The organism is Erwinia sp. L03-1 (assembly GCF_058686115.1).
In genome coordinates, this window is the sequence record NZ_CM178762.1 from 4,507,323 (window position 1) to 4,525,873 (window position 18,551).

The window sequence follows — 18,551 nt, forward strand, 5'->3', positions numbered from 1 at the left end:
AGGCTGCGGCAAGGGCCACAGCCTGCCATCGACAGGGGTTACTCGTCTTCCAGCTCGATGTTAATACCCAGCGAGCGGATCTCTTTCAACAGTACGTTGAAGGATTCCGGCATGCCCGGTTCCATCTGATGGTTACCGTCCACGATGTTTTTATACATCTTGGTACGGCCATTAACGTCATCAGACTTCACGGTCAGCATTTCCTGCAGGGTATAAGCGGCACCGTATGCTTCCAGTGCCCACACTTCCATCTCACCGAAGCGCTGTCCACCAAACTGCGCCTTACCACCCAGCGGCTGCTGAGTCACGAGGCTATAGGATCCGGTAGAACGTGCATGCATTTTGTCATCCACTAAGTGGTTGAGTTTGAGCATGTACATATAGCCAACGGTAACCTGACGCTCGAACTGTTCGCCGGTACGGCCATCGAACAGGGTAATCTGACCGGAAGAAGGCAGGCCGCCGAGCTGAAGCAGCTCTTTGATCTCGCTCTCTTTCGCACCGTCAAACACCGGCGTTGCGATTGGCATACCCTTCTTCAGGTTTTCAGCCAGGCGCAACACTTCGTCGTCGGTAAAGGTGTTCAGATCGACTTTCTGACGCACATCGGTGCCCAGATCGTACGCGCGCTGAATAAATTCACGCAGCTTAGACACTTCTTCCTGCTTCTTAAGCATGGCGTTGATTTTCTCGCCGATACCTTTAGCAGCCATACCCAGATGGGTTTCAAGAATCTGTCCAATGTTCATACGTGATGGTACGCCCAGCGGGTTCAGTACGATATCGACCGGCGTACCGTTCTCATCGTATGGCATATCTTCGATCGGGTTGATCTTGGAGATAACACCTTTGTTCCCGTGACGACCTGCCATTTTGTCACCAGGCTGGATCTGACGTTTAACAGCCAGATACACTTTCACGATTTTCAGCACACCAGGTGCCAGGTCATCGCCCTGAGTGATTTTGCGGCGCTTCGCGTCGAGTTTTTTCTCAAACTCGCGCTTCAGTTCGTCGTACTGCTCTGCCAGCTGCTCCAGCTGGTTTTGCTTGTCTTCGTCGGTCAGGCCAAGCTCTAACCAGCGCTCGCGCGGCAGTTTTTCCAGCTTCTCGGCCTCTACACCGCCGGAAACCAGCAGGTAGTTGATACGACTAAACAGGCCGGCTTCAAGGATCTGCAGTTCTTCAGACAGGTCTTTTTTGGCCTGCTTCAGCTGCATCTCTTCGATTTCCAGCGCGCGCTTGTCTTTTTCCACGCCATCGCGGGTAAAGACCTGCACGTCGATAATGGTGCCGGATACGCCGTTCGGTACACGCAGAGAAGAATCTTTAACGTCAGATGCCTTCTCACCGAAGATAGCACGCAGCAGCTTCTCTTCTGGCGTCAGCTGGGTTTCACCTTTTGGCGTGACCTTACCAACCAGAATGTCGCCACCGGTCACTTCAGCACCGATATAAACGATACCGGACTCATCCAGCTTGGAGAGCGCAGCTTCACCCACGTTAGGGATATCAGCGGTGATCTCTTCTGGCCCCAGCTTGGTGTCGCGAGACACACACGCCAGTTCCTGAATGTGGATGGTGGTGAAGCGATCTTCCTGTACCACGCGCTCGGAGACTAAGATGGAGTCTTCGAAGTTGTAGCCGTTCCACGGCATGAACGCGACGCGCATGTTCTGACCCAGTGCCAGTTCACCCAGATCCGTTGAAGGACCGTCGGCCAGCACGTCACCACGTTCAATCGGTTCACCCAGGTTGACACACGGCATCTGGTTGATACAGGTGTTCTGGTTAGAACGGGTGTACTTGGTCAGGTTATAGATATCAATGCCCGCTTCGCCCGGGTACATTTCATCTTCGTTAACTTTGATAACGATACGAGACGCATCCACGTACTGAACGGTACCACCACGTTTCGCTACGGCTGTTACACCGGAGTCTACCGCTACCGCGCGTTCCATACCGGTACCAACCAGCGGCTTATCAGCACGCAGAGTAGGAACCGCCTGACGTTGCATGTTTGCACCCATCAATGCGCGGTTGGCGTCATCGTGCTCCAGGAACGGGATCAGTGACGCACCGACGGAAACCACCTGCTGGGTGGAAACGTCCATGTAGTCAACCTGATCGCGGCTGAACAGGCTCGATTCGCCTTTACTACGGCAGGTCACCAGGTCGTCTACGAAGTGACCTTCGTCGTCGAGGTTGGTGTTCGCCTGAGCGATAACGTAGTTACCCTCTTCAATAGCGGAGAGGTAATGAATTTCGTCGGTCACCACGCCGTCGATAACGCGACGGTATGGGGTTTCCAGGAAACCGTACTCGTTAGTCTGTGCATAAACAGACAGGGAGTTGATCAGACCGATGTTTGGACCTTCAGGCGTTTCGATTGGGCACACGCGACCGTAGTGAGTCGGGTGAACGTCTCGAACTTCAAAGCCTGCACGCTCACGCGTCAGACCGCCTGGACCCAGTGCAGAGATACGACGTTTGTGCGTAATCTCCGACAGCGGGTTGTTCTGGTCCATAAACTGTGACAGCTGGCTGGAGCCGAAGAACTCTTTAACGGCAGCCGAAATCGGCTTGGCGTTGATCATATCCTGTGGCATCAGGGTGTCGAGGTCGCCCAGAGACAGACGCTCTTTCACCGCGCGCTCTACGCGCACCAGGCCAACACGGAACTGGTTTTCAGCCATTTCACCAACGGAACGGATACGACGGTTGCCGAGGTGGTCAATATCATCCACTTCGCCAATACCGTTACGGATACCGATGAGCTTCTTCATCACTTCAATGATGTCGTCTTTGCTCAGGATACCGGAACCTTCGATCTCGTCGCGCAGCAGAGAACGGTTGAACTTCATACGACCCACCGCGGACAGATCGTAGCGGTCTTCGGAGAAGAACAGGTTCTCGAACAGATTTTCAGCCGCTTCACGCGTTGGTGGCTCACCAGGACGCATCATACGGTAGATCTCAACCAGCGCGCTCAGGCGATCGCTGGTTGGGTCGACGCGTACGGTTTCGGACATGTAAGCGCCGTGATCCAGATCGTTGGTGAACAGCGTTTCAATACGCTTGTGACCGGCCTGGCTCAGCTTGGCCAGCAGGTCCAGCGACAGCTCCATGTTCGCCGCGACGATCAGTTCGCCGGTGCTTTCGTCGATATAATCCCTGGCAACAACTTTGCCCGCGATATATTCAACCGGCACTTCGATGTGCTCAACGCCATCTTTTTCCAGCTGACGAATATGACGTGCAGTAATGCGGCGGGCTTTCTCAACGTACACGGTGCCGTTAGCTTCGATATCGAAGGAAGCGGTTTCACCGCGCAGACGCTCAGGAACCAGCTCCATCTGCAGCTTGTTGTCGCGAATATCAAACACAACTTTGTCAAAGAACAGGTCGAGGATCTGTTCCGTTGTGTAGTTCAGCGCGCGCAGAATGATGGTTGCGGGCAGCTTACGACGACGGTCAATACGGACGAACAGGTTGTCTTTTGGATCGAATTCAAAATCCAGCCATGAGCCGCGGTAAGGGATGATACGTGCGTTATACAGCACTTTACCCGATGAGTGGGTTTTACCCTTATCGCTGTCAAAGAAGACGCCAGGACTACGATGCAGCTGAGAAACGATAACCCTTTCCGTACCGTTGATCACAAAGGTACCGTTATCGGTCATGAGCGGAATTTCGCCCATGTAAACTTCTTGTTCTTTGATGTCCTTAACGGTGCCTTCCGGCGCTTCGCGCTCGTAGATCACCAGGCGCAGTTTTACGCGCAGGGGTGCAGAATACGTGACGCCACGAATCTGACACTCTTTCACATCAAATACAGGTTCGCCTAAACGGTAGCTGACGTACTGCAGCTCAGAGTTACCGCTATAGCTTTGGATAGGGAATACGGAACGGAATGCGGCTTCCAGACCATATTGACCTTCCGGATCTTGCTCGATGAACTTCTGGAACGAGTCAAGCTGGATGGAAAGGAGATAAGGAATGTCCAGAACTTGTGGACGTTTTCCAAAATCCTTACGAATGCGTTTTTTCTCGGTATAGGAGTAAACCATAGGGTTCCTCAGCTCGCTGAAAAGTAGAACCTCTCTGTCCGTCCGGGGGGGACAGTTCATGCGACACTATTTTGTTGGCCGGAAAGGCAGACGCCTTCCGTAATACATCTTTCTATCACTCTTAAATCATTTCGCTGCCATTGCCCGGCAGAGCGCCGTGCGGGAAAGCAGTATATTAAGGCGTCGATAGAAAAAGATATTAAGCAAATCAATGGTTAAACAGTGTGAAACACCATTGACGCTGTAAAGCGCAAAAAGGCTGGTGACCAAAAAGTCACCAGCCATCAGCCCGGAAAATCAGGCTGCAGTCTGTAGAGCAGGCTTATTTAACTTCAACTTCTGCGCCAGCTTCTTCCAGAGTTTTCTTCAGTGCTTCTGCGTCGTCTTTGCTGATGCCTTCTTTCAGGGCAGCAGGTGCAGACTCAACCAGATCTTTAGCTTCTTTCAGGCCCAGACCGGTTGCGCCACGTACTGCTTTGATCACGGCAACTTTGTTTGCGCCGATAGCTTTCAGTACAACGTCAAATTCGGTTTTTTCTTCAACAGCTTCAGCAGCAGCAGCAGGACCTGCAACAGCAGCAGCAGCTGAAACGCCGAATTTCTCTTCCATAGCGGAGATCAGTTCAACGATTTCCATTACAGACAGAGCGGCAACGCCTTCAATGATTTGGTCTTTAGTGATTGACATTTCGTGTTCCTAAATTCAGAAAGTAATTTATACGTTAGCAAATGAACGGAAAAGAAAGGCTGGCGATTAAGCAGCAGCTTCTTCTTTCTGATCGCGTACAGCAGCCAGAGTGCGAACCAGTTTGCCGGCAGCGGCTTCTTTCATGGTTGCCATCAGGCGTGCGATTGCTTCATCGTAAGTAGGCAGAGTTGCCAGGCGGTCGATCTGATCCGCACTGATTAACTCGCCTTCAAAGGCGGCAGCTTTAACCTCGAATTTTGCATTCGCTTTCGCGAACTCTTTGAACAGACGAGCAGCAGCGCCCGGATGTTCCATAGAGTATGCAATCAAGGTTGGACCGGTTAACGTGTCTTTCAGGCACTCAAACTGAGTACCTTCAACGACGCGGCGCAGCAGGGTGTTACGAACAACACGCATGTATACGCCAGCTTCACGACTTGCTTTACGCAGTTCGGTCATTTTATCTACGGTAACGCCACGAGAATCCGCAACTACCGCAGACAGCGCGCCTTTGGCTACTTCGCTGACTTCAGCAACAATCGCTTGTTTGTCTTGAAGATTTAAGGCCATTAGCTTGTGCTCCTGGATTTTTGGCCGGGGATGGATTTCCCCGGAACTCACTTCGCCTGAACTGTGTTACCACAGACAGACGCTGAAACACGGTGAGCAGAATCCAGCAAAGACTATAAATATATTCTTCAGGTTCTGTCACCGTCTACGCAGGAAATTAAGTTTTATGCCTCTAAACGAGGTTAAAACACCTGCGGTCTTGGACGGAGGCCTGGATAAGGCCAGGCTCCAACCGAAAATTCTTTCTAATACTTCGTTCTTCAAGCCGCTGCTGCGTTGGCTGCTGCAACCTGAATGACTCGATTAGAGGTCCTGTATATTAACAGAACAATGGGCGAAAGATTCTAGTCGAAATTTTCGCCCACGTAAAGCAGATTAGTTCGCTACAGCGTTCAGGCCAGCCTGATCAACTGCAACGCCTGCGCCCATAGTGGTGGACAGGCTAACCTTCTTGATGAAAACGCCTTTCGCCTGTGAAGGTTTCGCTTTTTTCAGCGCAACCAGCAGGGATTCCAGGTTTTCTCTCAGTTTGTCAGTATCGAAATCAACCTTACCGATGGTGGTATGGATGATGCCGTTTTTGTCGTTGCGGTAACGAACCTGACCGGCTTTAGCGTTTTTCACAGCTTCAGCAACGTTTGGCGTTACGGTACCCACTTTCGGGTTAGGCATCAGACCGCGTGGGCCCAGAACCTGGCCCAGCTGGCCAACAACGCGCATTGCATCTGGAGATGCGATAACAACGTCAAAGTTCATTTCGCCTTTTTTGATCTGGTCTGCCAGATCTTCCATACCTACCAGTTCAGCGCCCGCAGCTTTAGCAGCTTCAGCGTTAGCACCCTGAGCAAATACGGCAACGCGAACGGAACGGCCAGTACCGTGTGGCAGTACAGTTGCACCGCGAACGTTCTGATCGGATTTACGGGCATCAATCCCTAAGTTTACCGCTACGTCAACGCTTTCTACGAACTTAGCCGTCGCCAGTTCCTTCAGCAGAGCAACAGCTTCGTTGATGTCATACTGTTTAGTTGAATCAACTTTGTCACGGATCACGCGCATGCGCTTGGTCAGCTTAGCCATTTCTTAATCCTCTACTACCAGGCCCATGGAACGAGCAGTACCTTCGATGGAGCGAGTCATCGCTTCCAGGTCAGCACCAGTCATGTCCGCAGCTTTGGTTTCTGCGATTTCACGTACCTGAGCACGCGATACTTTACCTACTTTGTCTTTGTTCGGCTTGCCGGAACCAGACTTAATACCTGCCGCTTTCTTCAGCAGAACTGCTGCTGGAGGCGTTTTGGTAACGAAGGTGAAAGAGCGGTCAGAATAAACGGTAATAACTACCGGAATTGGCAGACCCTTTTCCAGGGAATCTGTTTTGGCGTTAAACGCTTTACAGAATTCCATGATGTTAACACCCTGCTGACCCAGTGCTGGACCAACCGGTGGACTTGGGTTTGCCATACCGGCTGAAACCTGCAGCTTGACGTAGGCTTGTACTTTCTTAGCCATGATATTTCCTCTATTGGGTTCAAGCGCTCCAGATGGAGCTCCCCGTGATTAATATTTCACGCGCTTAAGCAGCGCATAAAAACAAAAGGCGCGAAATTGTATGGCAATTTCGCGCCTCTCGCAACTCATATTCTGGTCACGCACTTAATTTTCAGGCCTGAGCCTGCGTTTAAGCGGTGTTCACAATGAATATCAGCCTTTTTCGACCTGCCCAAAGTCCAGCTCAACCGGCGTTGCGCGGCCAAAGATGGATACAGAAACTTTCAGGCGGCTTTTCTCATAATCCACTTCTTCAACAACACCGTTGAAGTCAGCAAACGGACCATCGCTGACGCGAACCATTTCACCTGGCTCAAACAGCGTTTTCGGACGTGGTTTATCACCAGCCTGCTGCAGGCGGTTCATGATTGCATCAACTTCTTTATCGCTGATAGGTGCCGGGCGATCGGAAGTACCACCAATGAATCCCATCACGCGGGGCACGCTGCGCACCAGGTGCCAGCTTGCATCATTCATGACCATTTGTACCAGAACATAGCCTGGAAAGAACTTGCGTTCGCTCTTACGACGCTGGCCGCCGCGGATCTCAACCACTTCTTCGGTTGGAACCATGACGTCGCCAAACAGTTCTTCCATGTTATGCAACTTGATATGCTCGCGCAGCGATTGAGCTACGCGGCCTTCAAAACCGGAAAACGCCTGAACGACGTACCAGCGCTTTTTTGGAGCTTCAGACATCTCAGAACCTCAGGCCAGTGATAAACGATACCAGACGGACCAGAATACCATCCAGTCCCCACAAAATCAGTGACATCACGGCGGTAACCGCGGCAACGATTAACGTGGTGTGCAACGTTTCCTGGCGAGTCGGCCAAATGACCTTGCGAACTTCGGTGCGCGCTTCACGGGCAAATGCCAGCGTAGACTTGCCTTTCGCCGTTAGCAAAGCGATGCCGCCAGCAACAGCAATCAATACAACAACGGCCAGCGCTCGCAGCGGCAGCATGACCTCACGATAATAGTAGTTGCCGACGATAGCCACGATAAGCAGTAGCGCCACCACTAACCATTTTACCGCTTCCAGGCCGCGTCCGCTCCCTTGAGCTTCGGTATTAGCACTCATAAACCAACCTGCCACAATATATCAGAAACTATTTTGCCCCGTAAAACGAGGCAACCGAACCGAATGATGCTGTTAGGCGAAACCCGGCATATCCCTTCATTTTTCAAGCCGCGACGTGAAACTGATGGGTTTAACGCCGTGCTACAGAGCCTGTCTCAGCAATGATTATGGCTGAAAATCACTGATGAGTCAGGTTCTATGTTACAGCGTACAAAAAGGGCATCAAATGATGCCCTTTTCATGTGTGTTGCGTCAAATATTATCAGCGATTAGGCAATAACTTTAGCAACAACACCCGCACCAACGGTACGACCACCTTCACGGATGGCGAAACGCAGGCCGTCATCCATTGCGATTGGGTGGATCAGGGTAACAATCATCTGAATGTTGTCACCAGGCATAACCATCTCAACGCCTTCTGGCAGTTCAATGGTACCGGTCACGTCAGTTGTACGGAAGTAGAACTGTGGACGGTAGCCTTTGAAGAACGGAGTATGACGGCCGCCTTCATCTTTGGACAGAATATAAACTTCTGACTCAAATTTGGTGTGTGGCTTGATTGAGCCTGGCTTAGCCAGAACCTGACCACGCTGGATATCTTCGCGCTTGATACCGCGCAGCAGGATACCACAGTTCTCGCCCGCACGACCTTCGTCAAGCAGCTTACGGAACATTTCAACGCCGGTACAGGTTGATTTCACGGTATCTTTGATACCTACGATTTCAACTTCTTCACCGACTTTAACGATACCGCGCTCTACACGACCGGTAACAACGGTACCACGGCCGGAGATGGAGAATACGTCTTCGATTGGCAGCAGGAACGGCTTGTCAATTGCGCGCTCTGGCTCTGGGATGTAGTTATCCAGATGCTCAGCCAGCTCAATGATCTTAGCTTCCCACTCAGCTTCGCCCTGCAGTGCTTTCAGTGCAGAACCGCGAACGATTGGCAGGTCATCACCAGGGAAGTCGTAGGCAGACAGAAGTTCACGAACTTCCATTTCAACCAGTTCCAGCAGCTCTTCGTCATCAACCATGTCACACTTGTTCATGAACACGATGATGAAAGGAACGCCAACCTGACGACCCAGCAGGATGTGCTCACGGGTCTGAGGCATTGGGCCGTCAGTCGCAGCAACAACCAGAATCGCGCCGTCCATCTGGGCAGCACCGGTGATCATGTTTTTCACATAGTCGGCGTGGCCCGGGCAGTCAACGTGCGCGTAGTGGCGAGTCGGGGTGTCATATTCAACGTGAGAGGTGTTGATGGTGATACCACGTGCTTTTTCTTCTGGCGCGTTATCGATCTGATCGAACGCGCGTGCAGAACCGCCGTAGGTTTTAGCCAGAACGGTAGTGATAGCTGCAGTCAGGGTAGTTTTACCGTGGTCAACGTGGCCGATAGTACCAACGTTGACGTGCGGTTTGGAACGTTCAAATTTTTCTTTAGACATCGCTTGTCCCTCTAAGACACGGATAAATCGGTGATATCACCACATCAACCAGGCATTGCCTGAACTGTTGAATTTTAACGCACAGAGAAGAATCAGGGAGGGAGATGTAGAAGTGGTGCTGATACCCAGAGTCGAACTGGGGACCTCACCCTTACCAAGGGTGCGCTCTACCAACTGAGCCATATCAGCACGGCTTGGAGCGGGCAGCGGGAATCGAACCCGCATCATCAGCTTGGAAGGCTGAGGTAATAGCCATTATACGATGCCCGCATCCTGGAACTCGGCTACCTGTTCTGTCTGTAGCTTGTGAATAATAAGAAAAGCTTCTTATTACCCTAGTCAACCCGCTTACGCTTGATGACTCCGACTGTGCTTGTGCTCAGTCTGAAATGGTGGTGGGAGAAGGATTCGAACCTTCGAAGTCGATGACGGCAGATTTACAGTCTGCTCCCTTTGGCCGCTCGGGAATCCCACCTGGGGTACTTGATGGTGCCGGCTACCGGAATCGAACTGGTGACCTACTGATTACAAGTCAGTTGCTCTACCAACTGAGCTAAGCCGGCATCAAGTGACGCGCATTCTAGGAAGACCGGCCGATCTATGCAACAAAAAAATTGCGATATTTGTTCTAATGCCTGTTATTTGTGCAATTCTTCGCAAATCAGGTGCCGTGGCAGAGTTTTTCGTGCAAAGAATCACCGCCAGGCTGTTTTTTTAGGCGCCGGGATTACACCCCTTATCCTGTCGCAGGGTAAGTTCTTTCGCTGCGGACAGAAAACTTTCGTTCTTTTCGCTTGAGAAGAGGTGAATGGGACTGGTCACGTCACAGGCGAGGCTGGCGAGGCTGGCGAGGCTGGCGAGGCTAATGATGCGGTTTATCGTCATACGGCGGTCGTGAATGAACATGGTGGTGAACAGATGTAGTGAACAGATAAAGGAGACGCCTGTCAGCGGAGAACAGTAGAGGTAGGAGGAAAACAAAGTGTGCGGCCTGTCAGCGCGTGGATGAGCATAGGTAGTCAGCAGGCTATCGCTTACCGTCTCTCTCTATGTATGCTCTACGGTAAGTCAGGTTCGCTCACCAAACGCCAGCGGTTTCTTTGAAAATTGCGGGTGCCGTTACGTTTGCGGCGGGCGGGCTTATTTTTACCTTCTGGTTAGTGCCCCTGGGGTGTTAACCTCCTGCCCATTGTTTTCTGAAATTTTCCCTGGTTTGTGAGCATGAAGACGCGGCAAGCGTAATTCATCGGGTATTTTATCGTCACGACAGGTAAATTCTTGCTGGCAGAAGCATGCATATGAGTAAAAAAGAATCGTTGCTAACCACACCTTACCTGCAATTTAACCGCGCCCAGTGGGCGGCACTGCGTGATTCAGTGCCGATGACCCTGAGCGAAGCGGAGATTGCCCGGCTAAAAGGGATAAACGAAGACCTGTCTCTTGAGGAAGTAGCGGAAATCTATCTTCCCCTTTCCCGCCTTCTGAATTTCTATATCAGCTCTAACCTGCGTCGCCAGGCCGTTCTTGAGCAGTTTTTAGGGACAAACGGACAGAAGATCCCTTACATAATCAGTATTGCCGGCAGCGTTGCCGTGGGTAAAAGCACCACCGCTCGCGTGCTACAGGCCCTGCTGAGCCGCTGGCCTGAACACCGACGCGTTGAGCTGATCACCACCGATGGCTTTTTACATCCTAATGAGGTGTTGAAAGAACGGGGACTGATGAAGAAAAAGGGGTTTCCGCAGTCTTACGATATGCATCGGCTGGTTAATTTTGTTTCTGATTTGAAGTCAGGCGCCTTTCAGGTGACTGCACCTGTTTATTCCCATTTGATTTATGACGTGATCCCGGAAGGGGATAAAGTTGTACAGCAGCCGGATATTCTTATTCTCGAAGGTCTGAATGTACTACAAAGCGGGATGGATTATCCGCACGATCCCCATCACGTCTTTGTTTCGGACTTTGTGGATTTTTCCATTTATGTCGATGCACCGGAAGATCTGCTACGAAACTGGTATATCAACCGTTTCCTTAAGTTTCGTCAGGGCGCTTTTACCGATCCCGACTCCTATTTCCATAACTATGCCAAACTTTCAGAAGAAGAAGCCGTGGGCATCGCCACTCAGCTGTGGGAGGAGATCAACCTGATGAATCTCAAGGAAAATATCCTGCCTACCCGTGAGCGGGCCAGCCTGATTATGACCAAAAGCATGAATCATGCGGTCGATCTGGTCAGTTTAAGGAAATGAAGAGTGGGGCGACGCCCCACACCTTACTAATTCTGTGGCCGTAAGGAGATCTCCCCGCCTACCCAGGATTTTCTGACGCCATCCTGCTCGAGAATCAGTCCGCCCTGCTGATCAATGCCACGGGCGATACCCAGAATTTCCCGATCGCCAATCAATAATTTAATCGGCCGATCGATAAAGTTATCCAGCGTACTCCAGCGATCGATAAAAGGTGCCAGTCCCTCTCGTTCAAAGAGCTGAAGTGACTCTCTGGTTTTATTGACCAGGGTGGCTGCCAGTTTATTCCGATCGATGGCGACGCCAGCTTCTTCCAGGTTAATCCAGCCCTGATTCACAACGTCAGTATCGGGCATTCGCATGGCAAGATTGATGCCGGTACCTATCACGATATGGGCGGAATCTCCGGTTTTACCTGTCAGTTCGACCAGAATACCCGCAAGTTTACGATCGTTAAGGTAGAGGTCATTCGGCCACTTCACCCTTACGTCACTTGCACCCAGCGCGCGTAAGACTTCGGCGGTGACAATGCCGATGACCAGGCTCAGGCCCATTGCCGCTACGGGCCCCTGCTCCAGACACCAGTACATAGAGAGATAGAGGTTAGACCCGAAGGGAGAAAACCACTGCCTTCCACGGCGCCCTCTTCCGGCCTGCTGATATTCGGCAACGCAGGCATCTCCCGGTTGCAGAGTGGGCATCCTGTCCAGTAGATACTGGTTGGTGGAATCAATAACGGGGATAACGGCCAGCCTGCCCTGATCGAGCTGAGACATGATGACCTTTTCATCCAGAAGCTGAACAGGAGCCGCCAGGCTATAGCCTTTACCGGTGACGGTAAAAACGTCTATCCCCCAGTCTCTCAGCGTCTGTATATGCTTATTGATAGCTGCACGGCTCATCCCAAGGCGCTCACCGAGTTGCTCGCCTGAGTGGAATTCTCCGTCGGCCAGGATGCTTACCAGTGTGAGGGGTACGGTATTATCCTTCATGAAATCACTCCGATAGCATCTTTTTCACCGTCAGCAGCGATAAAGCGGACCTCTGGCTCAAGCCATACATTAAATTTCTGACCCACGCGCTGACGAACCTCGCGCGCTAACGCGACAACGTCATTCGCTGAGGCATTATTCTCATTAATTAATACCAAAGCCTGCTGACTGTGCACAGCAGCGCCACCGACCCGATATCCTTTAAGATCACAACGATCAATCAGCCAGCCTGCGGCCAGTTTAAAATTACCGTCTTCCAGGGAATAAGCCGGGGCCTGGGGATAGTGGCTTTTAATCGCCAGGGCAATCTCAGCCGTGACGACTGGATTCTTAAAGAAGCTTCCAGCATTCCCGGTTTTTTTAGGGTCTGGCAGTTTACTGCTGCGCATTCTGCATACCCCGTCAAAAATCTGCTGGGGCTGGACCGTTGTACTCTCCAGGTTAGCAAGATCGCCATAGCTCAGCACGGGAACCCAGTTTTTAGGTAACAGCAGACCAACGGCAACTATCGCGTAACCCGTCTGGTAATGATGCTTAAAGATGCTGTCCCGATAGCCAAACAGGCAGTCTGCTGCGGAAATACGCTCAGTTTTACCGGATGAAAAATTCAGTACATCCACGTATTCACAAACCTGGCTCAGCTCGACGCCGTAAGCACCGATATTTTGAATCGGGGACGAGCCGACACACCCAGGGATCATTGCCAAATTTTCCAGGCCGGGAATGCCTGAACTCAGCAGGTGTACGACGAGCTGATGCCAGTTTTCACCTGCACCAATATGCAGATGCCAGGCCAGCGCATCCTCAGCAATATGGATACCTTTGATACGATTAATGAGCACCCTACCAGCAAAATCTTCAAGGAAAAGTACATTACTGCCTTCTCCAAGCAGGAGCAGAGGTTGATTCAGACGCCTGCTTTCTTGCCAGTAATGCAGCAACTCATGCGGACTGCTTATCACATTAACCTCAGCGGCCCGCGCTTCAAGTTGAAATGTGTTCCAGGGTTTTAAGGTGCTATCCAGCGTTGACATTCTGCTTTCCCAGGTATTTATCTGCCAGGAGTGTAACCGATTCCTGTCAAGTCTGGCAGGAATTTCCGTTGTCCAGGTTAATACAGACGAGAGTGCAACACAAACCTCGTTATCCCCTCTGTCATTAGCCACATGCTATCTTGTGCAAGTTTGCTAACGAATGCCAAAAATAAAGATGTATGTAAATATGTTTATATAAATTACTTTAGGTTACTCGGTCTGATAAGACGGGAATAAAAATACCCCCCAGAACTCCAGCAGACCCCAACCCATAGAAAGGACGTAATCTATCTTTCGTTAATCACCACCAGCATAGAAATGATTACTTATCTTTTAAACCAATAAGAAAATGCCTTATATAACACCCCATAAATTAAAGCACTTAAGAAATCCTTGCAATATCTTAGTAGTCCTTTTAAGGCAGGCTGTTACTGCTTACTGAACAAAGCGTTAAGCCCATTAATGCTTTTCAAGCATTAATAAGATGCGTCTATTTACCCTGCACTATATAATAGTCACCTTTAGTGTGACATGATTTCATCAGCGTTACATCTCCACACAGTGAGTGTGTAAGAGAAATAAAAAATCTTAACCAGGGAAAGGATATGATTTATCTGTTGGATGAAAATATTCAGTTTATCCCAGAGAAGGGGCTTTTGGTCAGCGATAGTGGAAAAACCGTCAATTTGTCTGAAAATAGCTATCGTTTCTTAAAACTTTTGCTTGAGGGTGAGAGTAATAAGCAGACAATCATTAACCAGATCTGGCATGAACAGCGAGGCGTGGTGAGTGATAGCAGTTATTATGGGCAAATCCACTCACTTAGAAAATCTTTTGAGCTCGTCGGACTGCCTGGCTCTCTGATTAAAACCATCCCGCGCAGAGGCGTAAAATACATTGGGAAAGTAAGCACTTCAAATTGCGATGCAGAAGATAACGTAATAAATATGAATGATACTGAAGTTCACACTGCGAAGTTCTTAACCTCATCATCTCAAGCTTTATCTTTTGTAGACAAAGATAAAAAAGGCATTCAGTCCCGTAGAAATCTTGACAGACTTTTCTCTGCCTTAGCGGTGATCGCAGTGTGCTGGCTGGCAACGTTAACCGTCGTTGTCTTTCGATATCTTATTACTAAGGGAAATTGAATCAAAATGAATTTAAATATGATTTCGATAAGGACACGATTAACTAACTCTTGTGTAATGCATCGGCTCTCAACGAGTGAGTTTCGGATAATACACATTACACCCTGTTGCCAGGGTTAGGCATTTAATTAAGGAAAGTTTCATGAAAAATTTTTTTATCCAGGCCTACGTTTTTTCTTCCCTGCGCTTAGAGCAGCTGGCAAAAGATAAACGTGGCGTTACCGCAATTGAATACGCACTTATTGGGGTGGCCATGGCGACACTTCTGGCCCTCGTTCTCGGTAATCAAGACTCAGGGTTCCTTGGCGCCCTGAAAAATACCTTCGCTAAGATCGCTGATGCTATTAATAGCGTTACTGTCACCAAACCATCCGGCGGTTAATCTACGCGGGACGGATCTTATTCAACTGCTGCGGAACAGAGTTCTGCAGCAGTATTAAAAACAACATTAATAAGAGCACCTTCGTGGAATATTTGATTAAAGTAATTTACATTTTGGTCGCATTGCTTTTGCTTTATATCTCCTTGAAGGATATCACAACTCGTATCATCAGCCATACCAGTCTTATTTTTTTGGTTTTTTTGATTGTTTTTATGACGCTTATGCAGGGGGAAATACCCAATATTTTCGCTGCATTTAGCGTCTTTATCATTTTGTTTATCCTCTTTATTTCTAACGTTATAGGTGGAGGAGATGTGAAGCTGTTAACCGTGCTTTCTTTATCCTTTTCCAATGCTACCGTAGTAACATTTATACTCACCACCCTCTTTTTGGGGGGGCTGGTAGCAATAACTGGCCTGATAGGGTTCCGTAAAAATGTTATCAGCAATGGTGTTCCTTATGCAGTCGCCATTTCACTGGCATTTGCTCTCATTTACCCGACTACGCACGCCATTTATTAAAAGAGCTTATCAATGAACCATAGAATGCTTTTTTTTATTTCCTTAATTGTTATCATCGTTGGGGTGGCAGGTATACTTCTTCAATATAAACCCCCTGCAAAGCCAGCCATGGAAAATTCTGTATCCGTACCTGTGCCCGTACCTGTGCCCGCACCTGTGCCCGCACCTGAAAAAAGGATAACGTTTCTCGCTCAGGCAACACGAGATCTTAAACCTCATGACTTATTGTCACTTTCAGATTACAAAATAAAAGAAATTGAGGTTCATGAAGATGCGAAAAATGATCGCGGATTTCCTTCAGAAGTTATAGCCAATCTCAGTGGGTATCTCATCCAGGAAAACATTGCCGAAGGAAGCATTATCTCACCTGAAATGGCAATATCTCCCCGCAGCCCTGAGTTCATTCAACGAAGTCTAAGGGATGACGAAACGCCGTATGCGATCAAGGTCAATGTTGATGATGGATTTATACTGGCGACATTAAAAGTGGGGCAAAAAATCACCCTTATTCTCCGTGCTAAAGATAGTAATAATAGCAGAGCAGTAGCAAGCCAGGCTGCTGCTGCTGATGGGATGAGCACGGCAATAAGTTCTGATGTACCGAAATATTTCACCCAGCCGTTAATGTCCTCTATCGACGTCATTGATATAAAAAAATATGATAATTCTTCTGATGAAAACTTTCGCAACAGTGATATTGCTGGCGAAGTCATCGTTCGCGTCGATGCTGAACAAATGGCAACGCTCAGAACCGTAGAGAAATCTGGGGAGATCTTAATTTCTCTAACCAAAGGTTCAGCACACATGTCCGATAAAAGGACACAATTATCCGACATACTGCCAAGTTTTAGAACCGTGCGGGAACTAAGGGGGAAAAATTGAGATTTCATCATATTCTCTTTCCGGTAGCCCAATTTTTCTCGCGTGCTCTTTTTAAGATACTCGCGTTCGCAACCGCTGTCATTATCTCACATAGCGTTAATGCGGGTGAAATCTACATGGAGCCGGGTGATTCTCAACTAGTCAGTGTCGGTGAAAGCATAGGCACCCTTTTTTTGTCTTCCCCGAAAGTCGCTGATTATGAAATCGTTAGCGACACCAGCCTGATCGTCTATGCAAAGGAAAATGGGCGGTCCGATCTGAATGTGCTGGGTAAGTCAGGTGATCCCTTACTTAAGATCACGCTTATCGTCGATCCCATGTTGGGGGCGGTACAAAAACGTATTCTCGACGTCTTCCCGGACAGCAGGGTCACTCTGCAAAAGTTAGGGCAAATTTATGTGCTTAGCGGCACGGTAACCACAGAAGAAGATAAAGACCGGGTTTACCAAATTGTTGGTGAAGGCTTAAGTGCTGAGCGTGAAGTTAATAAAAAGCAGTCTGACGGTGGTAACGAGCCTCCTGACTGGCTCAAAGAAGTGGTCTACCCAACTATTATCAATAATCTGCGTTTACCTGTGACAAATCAGGTCAACGTTAAATTGTCGGTTGTGGAGGTCACCAAGACCTTTACTGATAACGTAGGTATAGATTGGGGCAGCATCAGCGTGAGCAACCCTGATATCACGCCAGGCACCTTTCGATTTATAAAGTTCAGTGCCGATACGCTCAGCAGCCTGGTCCATGCTATCCGTAATGACTCCGTTGCCCGAATTCTGGCAGAGCCCAACCTTTCTGTCATGTCCGGCGAAACGGCGGATTTCCTGGTCGGCGGCGAAGTCCCCATTGTGACCAGTTCCAGCAACGGTACCTCCGTAAGCTATAAAGAGTTCGGTATAAAACTGAACGTGGGTGCCAGGGTTAGCAGTAGCAAACGTATACGCATCACCCTGGGTGAGGAAGTGAGCAGCGTGGATTCCACCTACACCTCCAGTGCGGGTATGTCTTTTCCTACTTTCCAGACCCGTCGGGCCAGAACCACCGTTGAACTTGCCGATGGTGAAAGCTTCCTTCTGGGCGGGCTAATCAGCAGTAACGAACGAGAAGAACTTGCCCGCCTGCCGTTTATCGGTGATGTCCCACTTTTGGGCGCACTTTTTCGCAATGCCAAAACAGAGCGCACACAGGGCGAATTGGTAGTGGTTGCTACGGTAAATCTGGTGAAACCCGTCACCACCCGTGAGGTCACCTTACCCGACTTCCAGCGCACTTCAACACTGTCTCGCTTTCTTAATTTTGATGGCATCCAGGATCACCGCAATCGAAAAATGGCTGAGGAATTTTTAGAAAAGGGAGGGTTTATTAAATGAAACGCGTTTACCTGCTGCTATTGCTGCAATTCGGATTAACGGCTTCGTCCATGGCTGCGGGCAATAACTTGCCGCAAATAACTGAACACTATCTCAGCCTGAGCAGTCACAGCCAGATAGCCAGTGAAATAGCTGTCGGTCAGGTGATGGATTTCGTCGGCACTGACTTTAATGGCCTTATTAGATTGACCTGGTCAGATGCCGCCTTTACGCCAACGGCACAAATATTACGTAACCTGCTCATGTCCAAAGGGATCCCTCTGGAAAGGGTCGTACTGAAGATGGACCGTGGCGGTTTTCGCCCACGAACCGCCAAGGGTATTGAAATTCAGATAGAGAGCATTCGTCTGCGTTTGCCGGAATGCAATTATGCCAGCCAGGACTGGCATTTCTCCTCAGCTATAGACGCCGGCTGCGCCCTGAATAATACCCTCAGCTCATCGCTGATTAATCCTGAAAAGTACTTCTTCTGAGGAGCACGACATATGCTGCTATTTCCGCAAAAGGAAGGTAAGTCCGCGGGCGAGGAAAAACCTTTTTATGTCCTGTCCCCTCAGTCTGAAAG

Annotated in this window: 18 protein-coding genes and 4 tRNA genes; 7 read left to right on the top strand and 15 right to left on the bottom strand. The window is 49.5% G+C overall.

The features are described from left to right. Positions 1 to 38: 38 nt before the first annotated feature. The 13 genes from rpoB to AC4PCC_RS20635 form a co-directional block, all read right to left on the bottom strand. Positions 39 to 4,067, bottom strand: coding sequence for a DNA-directed RNA polymerase subunit beta (gene rpoB, locus AC4PCC_RS20575; RefSeq protein ID WP_067710311.1), 4,029 nt, complete (start codon positions 4,065 to 4,067; stop codon positions 39 to 41). Between the two features lie 322 nt (positions 4,068 to 4,389). Further along, positions 4,390 to 4,755, bottom strand: coding sequence for a 50S ribosomal protein L7/L12 (gene rplL, locus AC4PCC_RS20580; RefSeq protein ID WP_067710309.1), 366 nt, complete (start codon positions 4,753 to 4,755; stop codon positions 4,390 to 4,392). A 66-nt stretch (positions 4,756 to 4,821) separates the two neighbouring features. Further along, positions 4,822 to 5,325 carry a 50S ribosomal protein L10 gene (rplJ, locus tag AC4PCC_RS20585; RefSeq protein ID WP_067710307.1) on the bottom strand — a complete coding sequence of 168 codons (504 nt, stop codon included), beginning with the start codon at positions 5,323 to 5,325 and terminating at the stop codon, positions 4,822 to 4,824. 375 nt (positions 5,326 to 5,700) lie between these two features. Further along, positions 5,701 to 6,405, bottom strand: a complete 705-nt coding sequence (gene rplA / locus AC4PCC_RS20590; RefSeq protein ID WP_067710306.1) for a 50S ribosomal protein L1 — start codon at positions 6,403 to 6,405, stop codon at positions 5,701 to 5,703. A 3-nt stretch (positions 6,406 to 6,408) separates the two neighbouring features. Then, positions 6,409 to 6,837, bottom strand: coding sequence for a 50S ribosomal protein L11 (gene rplK, locus AC4PCC_RS20595; RefSeq protein ID WP_067710304.1), 429 nt, complete (start codon positions 6,835 to 6,837; stop codon positions 6,409 to 6,411). Positions 6,838 to 7,029: 192 nt separating this feature from the next. Continuing rightward, entirely contained in the window at positions 7,030 to 7,575 is a 546-nt protein-coding gene (gene nusG / locus AC4PCC_RS20600) for a transcription termination/antitermination protein NusG (protein WP_067710302.1), read from the bottom strand. A 1-nt stretch (position 7,576) separates the two neighbouring features. Continuing rightward, positions 7,577 to 7,960: a preprotein translocase subunit SecE gene (gene secE, locus AC4PCC_RS20605; protein WP_067710300.1), complete on the bottom strand. Its 384-nt coding sequence runs from the start codon at positions 7,958 to 7,960 to the stop codon at positions 7,577 to 7,579. Between the two features lie 269 nt (positions 7,961 to 8,229). Then, entirely contained in the window at positions 8,230 to 9,414 is a 1,185-nt protein-coding gene (gene tuf, locus AC4PCC_RS20610; RefSeq protein ID WP_345829854.1) for an elongation factor Tu, read from the bottom strand. 113 nt (positions 9,415 to 9,527) lie between these two features. Further along, positions 9,528 to 9,603, bottom strand: a tRNA-Thr gene (locus tag AC4PCC_RS20615). 6 nt (positions 9,604 to 9,609) lie between these two features. Next, positions 9,610 to 9,684: transfer RNA gene (locus AC4PCC_RS20620), tRNA-Gly, on the bottom strand. A gap of 120 nt (positions 9,685 to 9,804) precedes the next feature. Next, positions 9,805 to 9,889 (bottom strand) — tRNA-Tyr (locus tag AC4PCC_RS20625). A 12-nt stretch (positions 9,890 to 9,901) separates the two neighbouring features. Continuing rightward, a tRNA-Thr gene (locus tag AC4PCC_RS20630) sits at positions 9,902 to 9,977 on the bottom strand. 151 nt (positions 9,978 to 10,128) lie between these two features. Then, positions 10,129 to 10,395, bottom strand: coding sequence for a hypothetical protein (locus AC4PCC_RS20635; protein WP_492125777.1), 267 nt, complete (start codon positions 10,393 to 10,395; stop codon positions 10,129 to 10,131). Positions 10,396 to 10,712: 317 nt separating this feature from the next. Here AC4PCC_RS20635 and coaA point away from each other — a divergent pair, with 317 nt between their 5' ends. Continuing rightward, entirely contained in the window at positions 10,713 to 11,663 is a 951-nt protein-coding gene (coaA, locus tag AC4PCC_RS20640) for a type I pantothenate kinase (protein WP_345829853.1), read from the top strand. Between the two features lie 26 nt (positions 11,664 to 11,689). Here coaA and birA read toward each other — a convergent pair whose 3' ends face one another. Together birA and murB are read right to left on the bottom strand one after the other, a co-directional pair. Then, complete coding sequence (gene birA, locus AC4PCC_RS20645; RefSeq protein ID WP_492125778.1) at positions 11,690 to 12,652, bottom strand: bifunctional biotin--[acetyl-CoA-carboxylase] ligase/biotin operon repressor BirA; 963 nt, start codon at positions 12,650 to 12,652, stop codon at positions 11,690 to 11,692. Continuing rightward, complete coding sequence (gene murB, locus AC4PCC_RS20650) at positions 12,649 to 13,677, bottom strand: UDP-N-acetylmuramate dehydrogenase (RefSeq protein ID WP_492127583.1); 1,029 nt, start codon at positions 13,675 to 13,677, stop codon at positions 12,649 to 12,651. The genes birA and murB overlap by 4 nt, the downstream gene beginning before the upstream one ends. A 614-nt stretch (positions 13,678 to 14,291) precedes the next feature. On the opposite strand from murB, the gene AC4PCC_RS20655 reads away from it, so the two are divergent. From AC4PCC_RS20655 to AC4PCC_RS20680, 6 genes are all read left to right on the top strand, one after another. Next, positions 14,292 to 14,834 carry a winged helix-turn-helix domain-containing protein gene (locus AC4PCC_RS20655; protein ID WP_492125779.1) on the top strand — a complete coding sequence of 181 codons (543 nt, stop codon included), beginning with the start codon at positions 14,292 to 14,294 and terminating at the stop codon, positions 14,832 to 14,834. A gap of 142 nt (positions 14,835 to 14,976) precedes the next feature. Next, positions 14,977 to 15,216, top strand: coding sequence for a Flp family type IVb pilin (locus AC4PCC_RS20660; RefSeq protein ID WP_492125780.1), 240 nt, complete (start codon positions 14,977 to 14,979; stop codon positions 15,214 to 15,216). Positions 15,217 to 15,299: 83 nt separating this feature from the next. Then, complete coding sequence (locus AC4PCC_RS20665) at positions 15,300 to 15,737, top strand: A24 family peptidase (protein WP_492125781.1); 438 nt, start codon at positions 15,300 to 15,302, stop codon at positions 15,735 to 15,737. A 24-nt stretch (positions 15,738 to 15,761) separates the two neighbouring features. Next, positions 15,762 to 16,619 carry a hypothetical protein gene (locus AC4PCC_RS20670; RefSeq protein ID WP_492125782.1) on the top strand — a complete coding sequence of 286 codons (858 nt, stop codon included), beginning with the start codon at positions 15,762 to 15,764 and terminating at the stop codon, positions 16,617 to 16,619. Beyond that, entirely contained in the window at positions 16,616 to 17,986 is a 1,371-nt protein-coding gene (locus AC4PCC_RS20675; protein ID WP_492125783.1) for a type II and III secretion system protein family protein, read from the top strand. The genes AC4PCC_RS20670 and AC4PCC_RS20675 overlap by 4 nt, the downstream gene beginning before the upstream one ends. Beyond that, on the top strand, positions 17,983 to 18,459 hold the full coding sequence (locus tag AC4PCC_RS20680) for a hypothetical protein (RefSeq protein WP_492125784.1): 477 nt from the start codon (positions 17,983 to 17,985) through the stop codon (positions 18,457 to 18,459). Before AC4PCC_RS20675 ends, AC4PCC_RS20680 begins: the two co-directional genes overlap by 4 nt. The last annotated feature ends 92 nt before the right edge of the window (positions 18,460 to 18,551 follow it).